We start from the raw sequence: 15543 nt of genomic DNA on the forward strand, positions 1-15543 counted from the left end.
GTGTGTCGTGTGTCGCGGGGGCGCCCGGCAGTGGAGGGGGCGCCCGTAGCTCCGCCGACGCCAGCGTGGTTATCGGCGGACGCCGCGGGGGGGGGGGGGGGGGGGGGGCCCCGCCGGCCCCCCCCCCACCCGCGTCTTTGCTGCGTTCACCGAATTCACGGGGTGTGGACCGGAAAAGTGCGGGCAGCCGAAATAGTGAGCGGCACTCGTCCTCATCACGATGGGGTTCGCCGTACCGAATGAAACCGTCGAGGAAGGAGCCGTAAATGAGCGACAACCTGTGGGGCTATCAGCCCACGAGCGGTCATACCGCGGGCGCCGACCTGACCGGATTCTCGGTCGAGGCGACGGACGGAAGCATCGGCAAGGTCGACAAGCACTCCGACGAGGTGGGCTCGGCCTACCTGGTCGTCGACACCGGGGTCTGGATCTTCGGCAGGACCGTCCTGCTTCCGGCGGGCACGGTCAAGGGGATCGACACGGAGCACAAGACGGTATTCGTCGATCTGACCAAGGACCAGATAAAGGACTCCCCGGTGTTCGACAAGCACAACCATGCGGACGACCCGGGCTACCACGCCCAGGTCGGCGGCTACTACGACAGCTACCGCATCATGTGAACCAGACGCACCATGCACAGAGGCCGGGTCGGCTCCTCATACGGAGCCGGCCCCGCTGTTGTTCAGCCCGGGAAGTCCGCCGTGAGCAGGGTGACGCCGAAGGGCTCGGGCAGCGGGAGCGGCTTCCCGAAGGGGACGGCGTCGGAACGCTTGTACGTTCCGTCCTCGTTCGGCTCGGTGAACAGCGTGGCCATCGCCCCCCGCGTGTCGAACCGGTCGATCAGCAGGTACATCGGGACCCCTGCCCGCGCATACGCGCGGTACTTCTTCGTCCTGTCCTCCCGGGCGTTCCCCTTGGACGTGATCTCGACGATCAGCAGCGCCTCAGCCGCGTCCATCGGGACGTTGGACTCCGGGTCAGCGGCTGCAATCAGCCCGGTCGGCATCACGACGATGTCCGGGACGTACAACGCATCCAGAAGGGCGACATGCCCACCAAGCCTCTGGTAGATCCCCAGTTCCTCGGGGAGGTTCGCGTAGAGCGTGCGCTGCACCGTCGCGGCGATACCGCTGTGGTGCGCATGCGGCGGCGGTGCCAGGACGATCCGTCCTTCGACGATCTCCGCGCGCCACCCCTCGGGCACGTCCAGGTCTTGCCATGTCCGCAGCAGGTACTCCCACGGGGGGCCCTCGTACCCTTGATCGCTTTCGGCCATTGCACGTTCCTTCTCCGCGGCTTGGGTCGCGGCGCAGATCGACGTTCCTGAGAACCGGACCGCCGTTCGCCCGCATCTCATTGTGCAGACGCTGGCCACCGAGCAGCGCACATACGGACGGCGAAAGGCGGAAGGCATGACGGCGGCTCCCACCCCAGGCGGGCAACTGCGGGCAGAGGAGGACGGGCACGGGCCACGGCATGGCATCGTCCGCACAGCCTTCGGCGTCCTGCGCCGCGACGGCCGCCCGCTGGTCGCTGTGACGGCGCGCGTGACCGGGCTGGCCGCGCTGGGGGGCCTGGCGGTGACGGCCGTGGCGTTCCTCGTCATGTGGCCCACGTTCACCGAGATACGCCTGGCCTCGATCAGGGCCCACCTCGACGAGGACTCCTACGCCCCCGACGGCAGCCGGGTGAACGACATGTGGCTCACCCTCCTGGCCTCCCTGCCGTTCCTGATACTCCTGCTGCACGTCGGGTGCGCCGCCATCCAGACCGCGGCGGCCCGTGCGGCCGCCGGGGGACGCGGCCGCTTCCGCGCGGTCCTGGGCGTGTACGTGCTGCGCGGGGTGTTCGTGTGGGCTCCGGTGGTGCTCGGGATCCTGGTGGAGGAGTACTTCACCACCACCACGTTCAGGGAGTACACCGTGCTCGTCCCGAAGTGGGAGTACCCCAACCTGTTCGAGGTGCTGCGCTACGGTCCGCCCCTGCTGGGCATGGCGATCGCGCTGGTGCTCCGGCTCGGCTGGACCCTGGCCCCGGCCACCGCCGCGACGGAAGGCCTCGGGCCCCGGGCCGCGATGCGCCGCTCCTGGTCGCTCGTGTGGGGCCGGGCCTCCGCCTGGTTCCGGACCGTGGCCTTCGCGCTTCCCCTGGGCGGGCTCACCGTCGGCATGTACGTCCTGCTCCACCTCGCCGCACGGCCTCTGCGCTCCGGCACGGTCCACGTCTTCCTGGAGTGGGGCCCGGACAACACCTACGCCGCGTACGTCGTCGGGCTCCTCGTCCCGATCGCCGTCGCGCTGCTGCTCACCGGCGCCCTGGCCCTTCCGTCCTCCGCCACGCTTTTCGCGGTACTCCAGCAGCGGCTCGTCCAGGCCCGGGAGCGGCGGGCGGCGGCCCGGACGTAACGCTCCGGGGCGGCCTCACGGCAGCCGCCCCTCCCGGTTGATCTCCCGAACCCGGGCCCGGAGCACGAGCCCCGGCGGGGCGGGCCGGACGGCGTCCGGCGGGCAGTCCCACTCCGCGCCGCCGCCCGGGGGGCGCAGTTGTACGTACGGTCCGACGCGGCCCATCACCCGGCCCACCCGGCCGTCCCGGCCGTCCACCACGAACGTCCCGGGCTCCGGGGTACACGGCTCCAGTCCTTCAACTGTCATGAGCCGCCGCCGCTTCCAACTGCACGCTCAGCCGCATGGCCGTCTCCAGCGAGCACCGGCCGAGGTCGACGAGCGGGGCCGGCTCGTCCCTCGCACACGAGGCCGGGTCGATCCGCAGCGAGGGCAGCTTCACACCGACCCCCGCGAGGCCGGCCCGCAGCCGCGCCACCGCGTCCTCGGCAGCCTGCACTCTGCCCGCTGCTTCTTTGCGCCGTTCCGTAGCCGTCATCATGATCTTCCCCATTTCCACACTGAGTAGTGGCTATGCGTACACAGCGTGTCCAATCCGTCGCTACCGTGGAAGAGGCGCAGTTCCAACACCCCCAGATGTGTCACAGGGAGTCGCCTTGCCCGGACCCAAGAAGCTCGACCCCTCGTCCTCACCCCGCGCGCTCCTCGGCGCCGAACTCCGCCACCGCAGGGAGGCGGCGGGCCTTTCGCAGGACGACCTGGGGGCGCCGCTGTTCGTCAGCGGCTCCTTCATCGGCCAACTGGAGGCCGGCACGCGGCGCATGCAGGTGGACCAGGCCCAGAAGCTGGACGAGGTGCTGGGCGCGGGCGGGTTCTTCGTACGGAACTGCGCGGCCCTGAGGAAGTCCAAGTACCCGGACCACTTCGCGGAGGCGGCGGAGGCGGAAGCAGTTGCGGAGACCATTAAGGAGTACTCGCCGCTTCTCATCCCTGGGCTCCTACAGGCTGAGCCGTATGCGCGGGCCGTGTTCCGCGCGGGGAGGCCCACCACGCCGGAAGAGTCGATCGACGAGCTTGTCGCGGCCAGGATCGAGCGCGCCGGACTTCTGAGCCATCCAACAACCCCCACGGTGTGGATGGTTCTGGACGAGGCGGTGCTCCGACGAAGGGTAGGCGGCCCCGCCGTCATGGCAGAGGCACTTCGCCACCTGATGAAGCTCATCCAACAACGACGAGTCATCATCCAGGTCTTGCCCTACAGCGCTGGTGGGCACGCAGCCATGGGCGGGCCTCTCAAGCTCATGGCATTCCCTGACGCACCGTCCCTCGCCTACCTGGACGGCCTGGGTTCAGGGCAGCTACTTGACGATCCGGCATCAGTGCGGTCGTACGAACTGACCTACGATTTGCTGGTGGCCAGCGCATTGTCACCTGATGCGTCCCTGGCCTTGATCAAGTCGGTGGCGGAGGATTACGCCCATGAAGATCAGCAGTTCTGACTACGACCTCTCCACAGCAACCTGGCACAAGTCCTCGTACAGCGATGCCAGCGGCGGCAACTGTCTCGAAGTCGCCACCTGGCGCAAGTCCACGTACAGCGACGGCAGCGGTGGCAACTGCCTGGAGGTTGCCGACGGTCTCCCCCACGTCGTCCCCGTCCGGGACTCCAAGGTCACCGACGGCCCGGCACTCGTGTTCCGGGCCGCCGCATGGTCCGCCTTCGTAGCCGATCTGAAGCGCGGATAACCACCTCCGGCCTCCCCGGCGGGCGCGCTCCGCCGGGGAAGCCGGCAAGGCCGGTCCGGTAAGGGGATCAGCTCGCGTAGAACGGCGTGAGCTCGTACGTGTTGGGCTCGGAGCCCACCATGCAGGCGAAGTCCACGACCGTGCCGTTGTTCTTGAGCGCCTGGCCCCAGTTCATGCAGTCCTGGAAACTGCCGGTTCCCTTGATGTCCGGTCCCTGCACCGACGCCTGGGCCGCGCCGGCGGTGATACCGGTGAGGGCCAGGACGCTCGCACCGACAACTGCGGCCTTGATGAGGGTCTTGCGCATTGTTCGCTCTCTTTCGCCTGAGGGCACGCGCGCCGAAGGGCGCACGGCCGCTGGTGGGGACGGACGCGGGGACACCACGCGTTTCCGTCCTACCGCTCCGGCCCGCGTCGATACGGGGCCGGACGGGCGACGCAGCTGATACGTCTCGCACTCCGGCACGGTCGAGGTTTCCGACCGGGCGGAGCACTGGTACGCGCCGGGGATTCCCCGGGCATGTGTCATCTGATCACACATGCAACGGCTGCCACAGAGATCAACTAGTCCTGTTACAGGCCCCGGACGAAGCCCTGAAGAGGCCATTACGCCGACGCTGGAACGACTTTCGTCGTACGCCGTCGCGACCAATGGCTACAGCGGTGCCGGGCCCGGGGTCTCTACCGTGGGCGCGTGACTCGTGTTGATTCCATGCCCCCCGCAAACCCCTCCCCCCTTGCATCGGCGGTGAGGACGCGGCTGGCGTCCTGGTCGGCCGGGCCGGGGCGGGCCCTCCTCGCGCCCGGGATGTGGCCTGCCCAGCGCATCGTGGGGGAGATCTTCCTGAGCCTGGCGCTCGCGCTGCTGGGGGTGGGCGCCGGGCTGCTGGACGACGAGAGCACGGTGCAGGCCCTCGTGGTCGGGGTGCTGGCCGGGCTGTTGTCGCTCCTGCGCCGAGGGCTGCCCGCAGCAGTGCTGCTGGCTGCCGCGGCCGGTTCCGCGCCGTTCTTCGGTTTCGCGCCCCTGCTCCTCGTCGTCGCCTGGTCGGCCGGGCGGCGGATCGACGGCCTCGGCAGGGCTTGTGTCTTCTTCGCTCTTGCGTACGGTCTCTGCCTCGGCCTGACCGCCGCATGGGAGTCGCACGCGTCGTGGCCGCTGCTGGCCGTCGCCGGGATGTTCATCCTGGTCGCGATGATCGTCCCGGGACTCGCGGGACGCTACTGGTCGCAGCGCAGGACGCTGACCGACACCCTCCACGAGTACAACGCCCAACTCCTCCGTGAGCGGGCGATGATCGCCGGGCAGGCCAGGATGCTGGAGCGTCAGCGGATCGCGCAGGACATGCATGACAGCCTCGGCCACCAGCTCGCCCTGATCGCGGTGCACACCGGCGCGCTGGAGGTGGACCGCGAGCTGACCGGACAGCAGCGCGAGGCCGTCGGGGTGCTGCGTGAGGCGTCGGTGGCCGCGATGCACGAACTGCGTGACGTGGTGGGCGTGCTGAGGGACGGCGTGGACGCTGCCCCAGCCGGAGAAGGCCCCCGAGGCGAGGACCCCGGGGCGCCGTCACGTGGTGTGGGGGGCATCGACGGGCTGGCCGAGACGTCCCGGAGGGCGGGCGCGGCCGTGGAGATCCGGCGCTCGGGCGAGGCGCGCCCGCTCGCGACGACCGCCGACCACGCGGCCTACCGCGTGGTCCAGGAGGGGCTGACCAACGCCCATAAGCACGCTCCGGGTGCGTCGATCACCATCGGCCTGCGGTACGAGCCGGACTCGCTGGTCGTGGAGGTCGCCAACGGCCCGGTGGCGGGACCGGTGCGCGGCGGTGTCGCGAGCGGGGGTCAGGGGCTGACCGGTCTCGAGGAGAGGGCCCGGCTCGTCGGCGGCATGGTGCACGCGGGTCCCACGACCGGCGGCGGGTTCCGGCTGGCCGGCGTGCTGCCGTACACGTCACCCGGTGACGCGAGGAAGACGTTCGTCGCTCCTCCGGACGACTTTCGGGCGCAGAACCCGGCGGGCCCTCCGGGTGAGAGTGATCCGGTCATCGACTGGAACGGTCTCCCGAAGGAGTTGGCCAAGGCAGTGAACAGGACCAAGAGGGGCAACGGAATAGCCATCGGGTGCGGAGTGGCGGCCCTGGTCGCCGTCGTGCTCGTGATCGCGGTGGTCGTGGCGGGAGTCCTCCTCGTACGGGAGGCGGACAAGGCGATGATCGAGCCCGAGCAGTACGACGCCGTGACGGTCGGTCAGTCGGAGCGGTCCGTACGCGACGGACTGCCGAGCGGGGAATCGTTCATGAACACCGGTCCGGGCGACGGCGCACCGCCGGAGCCGGACGGCGCGACGTGCCTCACCCTGCTCTCCACGGAGATCGGGTCCGGCCTGGACGCGGACCCGGTCTTCCGGTTCTGCTTCAAGGACGGCAAGCTGATCGAGAAGAAGTCCTTCGAGGCGGGCTGAGGGAGCACGGGCCCCCGGCGGGCCGGGTGATCGGGAATGATGGCCCGATGCCCGCAGAGTTGACCGATCAGAACCGCTCAGGAGAGTCGTGATCAGGGTTCTTGTGGCGGATGACGAGCCGCTGATCCGGGCGGGCATCCGGATGATCCTCTCCTCGGCCGACGACATCGATGTCGTCGCCGAGGCGGCGGACGGCCGTGAGGCGGTCGAACTCGCCCGGTCCCAGCGGGTGGACGTCGCACTGCTGGACATCCAGATGCCGGTGATGGACGGGCTGACGGCCCTGACCGAGCTGCGCCGGGCGGTCCCCCAGGTGAGGGTGCTGATCCTGACGACGTTCGGCGAGCGGCAGAACGTGCTGCGTGCCCTGACCGGGGGGAGCGCGGGCTTTCTTCTGAAGGACTCGGCGCCCGCGGAGCTCATGCGGGCGGTGCGGGCGGCGGCGGCCGGGGAGGCGTATCTGTCGCCCGGCGCCACCCGGCATGTCGTGGACTCGCTTGCTTCCGGAGGCACCACACAGCGTGCGGAGGACGCCCGTCGCAGGCTGGAGAAGCTGACCGGCCGCGAACGTGACGTCCTGGCCCTGCTCGGCGAGGGCCTCTCCAACGCGGACGCGGGTCAGCGGATCCATATGAGCGAGGCGACGGTGAAGGCGTATGTGAGCCGCATCCTCGCCAAGCTGGAGTGCGAGAACAGGGTGCAGGCCGCGCTGCTGGCGCGGGACGCCGGCCTCGGTGTGTGAGTGCGGGGCGCGTCTCAGACCACCTGGATCACATGCTTCCCCCGTACGCCGCCGGCCTCCAGGGCCTGGTGGGCTGCGGCGATTCCGGAGAGCGGGTGGACGGTGTCCACGACCGGGCGGATGGCGCCGCTCTCCACGTACCGGGTGAGTTCGGCGAGCAGGTCGTGGGTCGGGTTGCCGCTGAAGAAGCGGACACGCCCCCGGCCGTGGGCCGTCGAGGCCAGCATGTAGCCCAGGCTCGCGGCGATGTGGTCGATGTCGAAGGAGATGGAGACCATGCGGCCCCCGGGTGCCAGCTGCCTCCGGAAGGAGCGGAGTTCGGTGCCGACGGTATCCATGATGACGTCGAACCGGCCCAGGCCGGACGGTCCGGTGGTCGCGTAGCTGTGGGCCTCGTCCGCGCCCAGCTCCCGGACGAGGTCGAGGTTCTTCGTGCCCGCGAGGCCCGTGACGTGGGCGCCGAGAGCCTTGCCGAGCTGGACGGCGATGCTGCCGACTCCCCCGGCGGCGCCCCGCACGAGCAGGCGCTCGCCTGCCTTCAGCCTTGCCTTGGTCCGGAGGGCGGTGATGGCTGTCGTGCCGACGGGAAGGGAGGCGGCCTCGACGAGGCCGAGGTTCTCGGGGGCGTACGCGAGGTTCCGGGGGCGTACGGCGACGTATTCGGCCGCGCTGCCGAAGGTGCGGGGCAGGACGCCCCACACCCGGGCGCCGGGGCGCAGGCCGGTGACGGCCGGGTCCACCTCGGCGACCTCGCCGGCGAAGTCGATCCCCGTGCGCTTCGGGAAGGTGCGGCCGGTCACCAGGCGCACGCGTCCGGCCCGTCCGTAGAGCTCACCACCGTTGACGCTCGCCGCGTGGACGCGGACCAGCACCTCGCCCCGCTGTAGTGCCGGTACCGGGACCTTGCCGACGTAGAGCACGTCGGGAGGGCCATAGCTGTCGTAGAGCGCCGCGCGCATGTCGTTCATGTCCTCCAGGCTATGCGCGTAAGTGGATGGCCCCCTCCACTTGGCCTAAAGTGAGAAACATGCCTGATCAGACCTCTCACAAACCGGTCCGTGAAGGCCTGCGCGCCGATGCCCGGGAGAACCGGGAGCGGATCCTCCGGGCGGCGCGCGAGGCCTTCGCCGCGCAGGGCATCGACGTCCCCGTGGCGGCGGTCGCCCGGCGGGCGGGGGTCGGGGTCGCCACGCTGTACCGGCGGTTCCCCACCCGCGACGCGCTCGTGACGGAGGCGTTCGCGGAGGAGCTCACCCACTGTGTGTCCGTGCTCGACGAAGGGCTGGCGGACCCGGACCCCTGGCGCGGGTTCTGCACGGTGATCGAGCAGGTCTGTCTGATGCAGGCGGTGGACCGGGGGTTCACGCAGGCGTTCCTCGCAGAGTTCCCCGGCCAGGCGGACTTCGCGCTCGAACGCACCCGCGCCGAGGAACGTCTGGCCCTGCTGGTCCGACGGGCCAAGGACGCGGGCGGGCTGCGCCAGGACTTCGACCCGAGCGACATCACCCTGCTGCTGCTCGCCAACTGCGGGGTCGCGGTCGGCTCGGGCGAGGAGGCGGCCGCAGCGTCCCGGCGTCTGGCCGCCTATCTGCTCCAGGCATTCCGGGCCGACCGGGCGACACCCCTGCCGCCGCCGGCGTCCCTGGGACTGGGCGACATCCCGAACTCGCCACGCGCCGGCCGGTAGTGGGCCGGGCGTCGTCTCAGCCGTTCCGGTGGTAGCGGCAGTCCGGGTCGTCACATGCGGTGGGGACCTCCCACCGGGTGTCGATCCGGTGCAGCAGCCCCCGCTCCGGCGGCCGTGCGGGCAGGGAGCAGATGACGTCGGTCGGCGTGTACACCGGCCGGGCGTCCTCCTCGATGTGTTCGGGGTCGGTGAAGTAGAACGCGTCCCGGCGGTCCCACGGCGGCGTGATGCGGGGCTTCGGCAGACCGCTGCCGCCGGGGGTGAGGCGCCACCCGGTGCCGAAGGCCCGGTTGTGGACCTCGCCGAGATACCAGGCGGCCACCGTGATCTCCGCCTCGCCGGCCTTCTCGCGCGCCCGGTCGGGGCTCGCGTACGCGGCGCGGACCATCGCCTCCAGCCGGGCCAGGGAATCGACGGTGAAGTCCCACGGCCCCCACTCCTCCCGGTGCCGCTTCCACGTCTCGAACGCCTGCTTCTGGGCGTCCAGCCATGCCGTCAGGGCCAGGTTGTGGGCGGCCTCCTCCTCGGCCTGCTTCTCCTCGCGCAGGTAGGCGGCGTGCTCCTCGTCATCCATGTCGCGGGGGTCTGTCCATTCCATGGGGCGCGAGCCTAGTCCCTCACCGTGCGACCGCCGCGCGGCCGTGTGTGCGGGGTGTGACGATCCGGTGGAACAGCGGAGTTGACGGTCACGGCACGCCAAATACTGCGTGCGGAGGGCTAGTTGAGTCCCTAGTGTGAGCGGTCGCTCGGGCGGCACCGATCGACCACGGGGGCCCGTGGTGCCGCGCGGAGCACTGTGCTGATCTGGGCCCCCTGGGGGTTTCGCGTGACACAAGCGATCCGTTCCCGCCGGCGAAGCTGGTGGGCGAGAACTGCGATAGCCGCGGCCTGTGCCGGGGCCTTGACCTTGACCGGTCTCCCGTCGCTCACGGCGGCGGAGGCGGCACCGAAGGGCCTCAAGCCCGGCAAGCGCTGCGACGAGATGTTCAGCGATCTCTACGACTTCGCCGACGTCGTGGAGGGCTCCATGCCCGACGACGGCTTCGAGCGCAACAAGTCCGACTGGGACGAGTTCGACTATGTCAACGGGCAGAAGCAGTGGGACGGGCTGAAGGAACCCACCCAGGCCGAGCTGGACGGCATCAGCGACGACCCCGACGACTACAAGAAGGGCGACAAGCGCCGCGTCTGGGCCTACTGGAAGCGGGCCAAGGAGACCAGCCGGTGGAAGGGCGCGTCCTTCACCGACTACCGGGACGACTTCTACATCCCCCAGGGCGGTCACGACCCGCGCGGCCGCGCCTACATGGCCAAGCTCGTCCACGACCGCGGACTCGTCGGACCGGACTGGATCTGCGAGAAGGAGATCGAGGTCTACGACCCCGACACCAAGAAGACCTACGTGCGGCGCCTGGACGCGTACAACACGCGCACCCAGGAGGTCGTCGAGGGCAAGTCGAACAACAAGCCCGACCGCACGCAGCGCCCCAAAGACATCGCCCTGCTCAAGGACCCCGCCCACAAGGGCAAGAGCCTGACCTACGCCTACGGTCAGGAGCCGAAGGGCGGCGCCAAGAACCATGACGAGGCGATGCGGAAGATCGCCCCGGACCGGGTGAAGAAGGTCTACTACCGGTCCGACGCCGTCGAGAACGCGCCCAAGGGGACCCAGAACGCGCCCACCCGCCGCGTCGACCCGTACATGAACGCCAAGCCCGGCACCTCCACCGGCTCGCGTGGCGGCGGCAACGACCTCATCAACAAGTCCGCCCCCACTCCCGAGGACATGAAGAAGCGGCTGGAGCGGATCGGGAAGATCCCCAGCATGGACCGTGGCATGAAGGGCCCGGGCGGCGTCGACTTCACCACGATGGACCTCCAGTACGTCGGAAAGCCCGTCAAGGGCCAGGGTCTGGACTACTCGTTCGCGGCGAACGAAGCCCCCGAAGGCCAGGAGATGGGCTGGGGCGGCAAGACCCGCGCCCAGTTGATCTCCGATTCGTTCTTCACCTGGCTGGCCCTCACACCGGACAAGTTCTGGGTCAATCTGAACCCGGACCAGCCCGGCAAGGTCATGGACACCAAGTTCGGCAAGACCGACGCCGGCCGTGTCCTGCTGGAGGCCGACCTGGAGATGAAGCACGACTTCGCCGAAGCCGTGAACCCCGACAAGCACGCCGGGGCCAAGCGGTACTGGGACACCGCACCGCGCCGTGACGGCATCCCGTGCTTCCCCGGCGTGCGCATGTGGATCAGCCCCGAGACGGCGAAGGTCCGCCAGCAGGACGGCGGCATCTACATCCTGGACGCGCCCCTGAAGGTGGACGTCCAGTGGCTCGACGTCGACTACACGGTGCCCGGCAGCACCGAGTGCAAGGACCTGTCCGACGCCGAGAAGACGGCCATCGAGCGGAGCATCAGCACCAACGTCATGCCCGTCGTCGAGGAGCGCATCAACAAGGACACGGACTACGCCGACCTGCGCGCCGTCTACACCGCCCGCGTCGCCGCCGAGTACATCCGGCAGCAGGACGCCCAGCAGCCCACCGACTACCGCACGATCATCAACAGTGACGACGCCTCCGCATGGCCGCTGCGCGCACCGAACCAGGAGTGGACCCGCGAGGGCGTCTGGGACCGGTACATGAAGAGCATCCGCGACGGTGTGGAGTGGTTCGAGCTCCGTTACGGCGGCAAGGTCTACAACCAGGGCGTCGGCGGCGTCGACTTCTCCAAGCAGCCGAAGCGGAACGTCTCCCAGGTCGAGTTCCGCCTCGAACACCCGTACCGGCCCCGCCAGACCAAGACGTCGGTCAAGACCGTCACCAACGACACCCGCACCGATGACCTGCTCCTTCTCGGCGGCAACAGTGCGGGACGCAACGACGAGGGCGACACCGCGCCCACCCCGACGCCGACCCCGACGGGCACCGGCAAGCCGACCGACCCCCCGTCGTCACCGGCCCCCGACCCCACCACCCCCGGCCCCGGTGACACCGGCAAGCCGACACCGCCGGCCGACGGGCCGGACCCGGGCGGCGACCTCGCCGGCACCGGTTCCGACACCCCCGTCGGCCTCATCGCAGGCGTCGCCGCCGCTCTCGCGGTCGCGGGTGGCGCCCTGATGTGGTGGATGCGCCGCCGTAAGGCTGCCCAGGAGTAGCCGACGGCACAGCGAGACGACCGGAAGGGCCCCACCCGAGGCTGGGTGAGGCCCTTCACGTCATGTATGACGCAGGTCACCTTCATGTCGCGTCACAGGCGGGCCCCCAACTTCCGTCCCCAGGTCATCAGCAAACGGCGGAAGAAGGCGGAAGCGATGAACGCACAGAACGAGACGGACCGGCCGGCCCCCCACCACGTCCTGATCCTGGGCGCCGGGTACGCGGGTATGGCAGCGGCCATCCAGCTGTCGGCCCGGGTCGAGCGGCAGAAGGACGTACGCGTCACCCTGGTGAACGCGCAGGACCACTTCACCGAGCGGCTGCGGCTGCACATGACCGCGACCGGGCAGCAGGTCGGGGAACTGAGCATCCCGGAGCTGCTCGACGGCACGGGCGCGCAGTTCGTACGCGGCTGGGTCACGGCGGTGGACGCGGACGCGAGGACCGTACGGATCGACGACGACCGGGTCCTGCACTACGACACGCTCGTGTACGGGCTGGGCAGCGTGGCCGACACCACGGCGGTGCCGGGCGTCGAGGAGTACGCGTACACCCTGAACAGTGCGCAGGACGCCGAGGCGGTGGCCCACCGGCTGGCGCGGCTCGACAGCGGCACGGTGGTCGTCGGCGGCAGCGGGCTGACGGGCGTCGAGTCGGCCGCGGAGATCGCCGAGCAGCACCCCGGGCTGGACGTCGTGCTGCTGGGCCGCGACGGACCCGGTGCGCTCATGAACCCGAAGGCCGGGGCGTACGTGCGGTCCGCGCTGGACCGCCTGACCGTCCAGGTGCGCAGCGGGGCCGAGGTGGTGAAGGTGCTGCCGGACTCGGTCGAACTGGCGGGCGGGGAGAGCATCCCGGCCGACCTCGTCCTGTGGACCAGCGGCACGCGGGTGTCACCGCTGGCCGCCGCCGCCGGTCTGGAGGTCGACGAGCGCGGCCGTATCGTCACGGACACCACCCTGCGGTCCACGTCCCACCCGGACGTGTACGCCGTGGGCGACGCGGCCGCCGTCCGCCAGGGGTACGGCGTCATGCACGGCACCTGCCAGAGCGGGATGCCGACCGGCGTGCACGCCGCGGTGTCGGTCATCCGCGCCCTGCGGGGAAAGCGGCCCAAGCCCTTCCGCTTCGGCTACTACCACACACCGGTGAGTCTCGGCCGGCACGACGCCGTGGTGCAGTTCACCCGGCCCGACGACAGCCCTCGGAGGATGTACCTGACAGGCCGTTCGGCCGCCAGGTATAAGGAGACCGTGACCGCATCCCCCTGGGCGACCTACCTCCGTATGAAGAAGATGCCCGCGTCGGGCGCGTTCTGGCCCCGGGGCGGCCGCTTCACCCGGATCCGGGGCGCCAAGTGACCCGGACGGCTCCCGGCCCCGGCCAGGAGGCCTTCGACCGGTACCGCGGCCTGCTGTTCTCGGTGGCCTACCGCATCCTCGGCACCGCGGCCGACGCCGAGGACACGGTGCAGGACGCCTGGATCAAGTGGTCGGCCGCCGACCGCTCCCAGGTGGCCGATCCCAAGGCCTACCTGGCGCGGATCGTGTCGAACCTGGCGATGGACCGGCTGCGCTCCACCCGGCACAAGCGCGAGGTCTATGTCGGCCCGTGGCTCCCGGAGCCCATCCTGACCAGCGCGGACACCGCCGACACCGTCATGGACGCCGAGTCGGTGTCGATGGCGATGCTGGTGGTGCTGGAGACGCTGAGCCCACTGGAGCGTGCGGTGTTCGTGCTGAAGGAGGTCTTCGACTTCAGCCATGCCGAGATCGCGGAGGCGGTGGAGCGGTCCGAGGCCTCGGTGCGGCAGGCCGCGCACCGCGCCCGCGAACACGTCCGGGCCCGGCGCCCGCGCTTCACGGCGGACCGGTCGCAGCAGCGCGACGCGACGGAACGATTCTTCACCGCCGCGACGGGCGGGGACATGAACTCCCTGATGGAGCTGCTGTCCCCGGACGTCACCCTGTGGACGGACGGCGGCGGCAAGGTCCGCCAGGCCCTGCGCCCGGTCGTGGGCGCGTCCACGGTGGCCGCCTGGTTCGCAGCCATCGGAACCGTCACCTACCAGGGCGTCGAGCCCGCCGACATGAAGGCCGAACTCGTCGAGATCAACGGCGGTCCGGGCCTGGTCTTCAGCGGGGCGGGCCGCGTGATCGCCACGGTCACCTTCGACTTCGACGAGGCCGGGCGCATCTCGACCATCCACAACGTCGCCAACCCCGACAAGCTGCGTGCCGTGAGCACGGGTTCGCCGCATCCCCTCCGGACGCGGTGAGCCGGGCCCGAAGCTCAAGCCCTGGACTCCGAGCGCTCTTTACGAGGAATGGGTGGGCGGGACTTTTCCCACCCACCCACCCTCCCCGCCTGCGAAGTTGACCGGATGTGACCGACTTGCCACGGACCGTCGCCACGCTCTAGCGTGCCGAACACCAGACGACCCCCGTCGGTGCGCCAACACCTGACAGGGGTCTGACCACCCGATCGTGAAAGGTCGATCTGATGGCTGTCGACCAGCTTAGTGCTGCCCCCCGCACCCCGTACGTGACCCCGCACCCGATGGCGAACCCCGGCTACGGCAAGCGTTCCGCCCCGGACCAGCGCCCGCGCGACGAGCGCGACTTCTCGCATCTGGCGCCCCGTGAGGCCGCCGTCGCCGCCTACGTCGACCGGCTGCCGGACGGCGCCGACATCTCCGTGAAGACGCTGGCCAAGGTGCTCCCGTACGGGCAGTGCGCCCTGCGGACCGCACTCAACAGGCTCCAGGCGGCCGGGCATCTGCGCCGGGGCCGGGAGTGCCTCGCCACCGACGAGGTCATGCTCTGGGTGACCCGGACGTTCTTCTCCCGGACCGCGCGCGACGACGACTGGTGGGCGGCGTTCATCCGGGGCGACGTACCGCAGGAGAGGCAACAGCCCACCCGCACACGGGCGTTCGTCCTGCTGGCCGCCCTGGGGCGTACGGCTCCCGCGCTGAGCCTGTCGGCGGCGGAGTGCACGAGCCTGGAGCCGCAGGTCGGCGAGTGGTTCGAGCGGGGTGCCACGGAGGCGGAGCTGCTGCACGCCCTGACCGACGGGCTTCCCGTGCCGGTCCATCACGCGGCCTCGCTGCTCCGCAGGCGGCTCACCGACAAGCTGCCCCCGCACCGGCCGGCGCCGGAGCGGCGGACCGCGCTGCTCACCCTGGAATGCGGCGAGTGCCGCGCGCCGGGCAGCCCCGAAGCGCTGGCGGGCGGACTCTGCGCGCCGTGCCGGGGCGAGGCGGCATACGTGCCCGCGGGTCCTCCCGGCGCCGTGTCCACCGGCGGGGTGCAGGAGCGGATGGCCTCGGTGCGGGCGGGTCTCGTCCCCCGCTCGGACAGGACGTCCTGGGCGCGCGGCCGTCGCTGAACGCGAGA

Annotated in this window: 17 protein-coding genes; 11 read left to right on the forward strand and 6 right to left on the reverse strand. The window is 70.4% G+C overall.

Annotated features, from left to right (window positions below):
* Nucleotides 1-266 precede the first annotated feature (266 nt).
* A complete protein-coding gene (locus tag ACIBCU_RS33855; RefSeq protein WP_362936392.1) occupies nucleotides 267-620 on the forward strand; it encodes a PRC-barrel domain-containing protein in 354 nt (117 codons plus the stop codon).
* A gap of 62 nt (nucleotides 621-682) precedes the next feature.
* Here the strand turns inward: ACIBCU_RS33855 and ACIBCU_RS33860 are convergent, their stop codons facing one another.
* On the reverse strand, nucleotides 683-1276 hold the full coding sequence (locus ACIBCU_RS33860; RefSeq protein WP_399236166.1) for a Uma2 family endonuclease: 594 nt from the start codon (nucleotides 1274-1276) through the stop codon (nucleotides 683-685).
* A gap of 136 nt (nucleotides 1277-1412) precedes the next feature.
* Here ACIBCU_RS33860 and ACIBCU_RS33865 point away from each other — a divergent pair, with 136 nt between their 5' ends.
* Nucleotides 1413-2405, forward strand: coding sequence for a hypothetical protein (locus tag ACIBCU_RS33865; protein WP_362936386.1), 993 nt, complete (start codon nucleotides 1413-1415; stop codon nucleotides 2403-2405).
* Between the two features lie 15 nt (nucleotides 2406-2420).
* Here ACIBCU_RS33865 and ACIBCU_RS33870 read toward each other — a convergent pair whose 3' ends face one another.
* A complete protein-coding gene (locus ACIBCU_RS33870; protein WP_399236169.1) occupies nucleotides 2421-2654 on the reverse strand; it encodes a hypothetical protein in 234 nt (77 codons plus the stop codon).
* Nucleotides 2644-2844, reverse strand: a complete 201-nt coding sequence (locus ACIBCU_RS33875; RefSeq protein ID WP_362936381.1) for a hypothetical protein — start codon at nucleotides 2842-2844, stop codon at nucleotides 2644-2646. The genes ACIBCU_RS33870 and ACIBCU_RS33875 overlap by 11 nt, the downstream gene beginning before the upstream one ends.
* 157 nt (nucleotides 2845-3001) lie before the next feature.
* On the opposite strand from ACIBCU_RS33875, the gene ACIBCU_RS33880 reads away from it, so the two are divergent.
* Together ACIBCU_RS33880 and ACIBCU_RS33885 are read left to right on the forward strand one after the other, a co-directional pair.
* Nucleotides 3002-3844 (forward strand): helix-turn-helix domain-containing protein, encoded by an 843-nt coding sequence (locus tag ACIBCU_RS33880; protein WP_399236171.1) that lies wholly within the window; start codon nucleotides 3002-3004, stop codon nucleotides 3842-3844.
* Entirely contained in the window at nucleotides 3825-4091 is a 267-nt protein-coding gene (locus ACIBCU_RS33885; RefSeq protein WP_399236173.1) for a DUF397 domain-containing protein, read from the forward strand. Before ACIBCU_RS33880 ends, ACIBCU_RS33885 begins: the two co-directional genes overlap by 20 nt.
* Before the next feature lie 67 nt (nucleotides 4092-4158).
* Here the strand turns inward: ACIBCU_RS33885 and ACIBCU_RS33890 are convergent, their stop codons facing one another.
* Complete coding sequence (locus ACIBCU_RS33890) at nucleotides 4159-4398, reverse strand: hypothetical protein (RefSeq protein WP_362936373.1); 240 nt, start codon at nucleotides 4396-4398, stop codon at nucleotides 4159-4161.
* Nucleotides 4399-4899: 501 nt separating this feature from the next.
* Here ACIBCU_RS33890 and ACIBCU_RS33895 point away from each other — a divergent pair.
* Nucleotides 4900-6552: a histidine kinase gene (locus tag ACIBCU_RS33895; protein WP_399236441.1), complete on the forward strand. Its 1653-nt coding sequence runs from the start codon at nucleotides 4900-4902 to the stop codon at nucleotides 6550-6552.
* 88 nt (nucleotides 6553-6640) lie between these two features.
* On the forward strand, nucleotides 6641-7294 hold the full coding sequence (locus ACIBCU_RS33900) for a response regulator transcription factor (protein ID WP_362936371.1): 654 nt from the start codon (nucleotides 6641-6643) through the stop codon (nucleotides 7292-7294).
* Between the two features lie 14 nt (nucleotides 7295-7308).
* On the opposite strand, the gene ACIBCU_RS33905 is transcribed toward ACIBCU_RS33900, so the two are convergent.
* Nucleotides 7309-8262 carry an NAD(P)-dependent alcohol dehydrogenase gene (locus ACIBCU_RS33905; protein ID WP_399236177.1) on the reverse strand — a complete coding sequence of 318 codons (954 nt, stop codon included), beginning with the start codon at nucleotides 8260-8262 and terminating at the stop codon, nucleotides 7309-7311.
* 59 nt (nucleotides 8263-8321) lie between these two features.
* On the opposite strand from ACIBCU_RS33905, the gene ACIBCU_RS33910 reads away from it, so the two are divergent.
* A complete protein-coding gene (locus ACIBCU_RS33910; RefSeq protein WP_362936366.1) occupies nucleotides 8322-8981 on the forward strand; it encodes a helix-turn-helix domain-containing protein in 660 nt (219 codons plus the stop codon).
* Nucleotides 8982-8997: 16 nt separating this feature from the next.
* Here ACIBCU_RS33910 and ACIBCU_RS33915 read toward each other — a convergent pair whose 3' ends face one another.
* Nucleotides 8998-9579 carry a hypothetical protein gene (locus ACIBCU_RS33915; protein ID WP_362936363.1) on the reverse strand — a complete coding sequence of 194 codons (582 nt, stop codon included), beginning with the start codon at nucleotides 9577-9579 and terminating at the stop codon, nucleotides 8998-9000.
* Between the two features lie 309 nt (nucleotides 9580-9888).
* On the opposite strand from ACIBCU_RS33915, the gene ACIBCU_RS33920 reads away from it, so the two are divergent.
* The 4 genes from ACIBCU_RS33920 (at nucleotide 9889) to ACIBCU_RS33935 (ending at nucleotide 15535) form a co-directional block, all read left to right on the forward strand.
* Entirely contained in the window at nucleotides 9889-12144 is a 2256-nt protein-coding gene (locus ACIBCU_RS33920) for a hypothetical protein (RefSeq protein ID WP_399236181.1), read from the forward strand.
* Between the two features lie 156 nt (nucleotides 12145-12300).
* A complete protein-coding gene (locus ACIBCU_RS33925; protein WP_362936357.1) occupies nucleotides 12301-13506 on the forward strand; it encodes an FAD-dependent oxidoreductase in 1206 nt (401 codons plus the stop codon).
* The gene (locus ACIBCU_RS33930; RefSeq protein ID WP_399236183.1) at nucleotides 13503-14423 is read left to right on the forward strand and encodes an RNA polymerase sigma-70 factor; all 921 of its coding nucleotides are present in this window, start codon (nucleotides 13503-13505) and stop codon (nucleotides 14421-14423) included. Before ACIBCU_RS33925 ends, ACIBCU_RS33930 begins: the two co-directional genes overlap by 4 nt.
* A 224-nt stretch (nucleotides 14424-14647) precedes the next feature.
* On the forward strand, nucleotides 14648-15535 hold the full coding sequence (locus ACIBCU_RS33935; protein ID WP_399236185.1) for a hypothetical protein: 888 nt from the start codon (nucleotides 14648-14650) through the stop codon (nucleotides 15533-15535).
* Nucleotides 15536-15543: the final 8 nt, after the last annotated feature.

This window comes from Streptomyces sp. NPDC051064 (genome assembly GCF_044455985.1).
GTDB lineage: Bacteria > Actinomycetota > Actinomycetes > Streptomycetales > Streptomycetaceae > Streptomyces.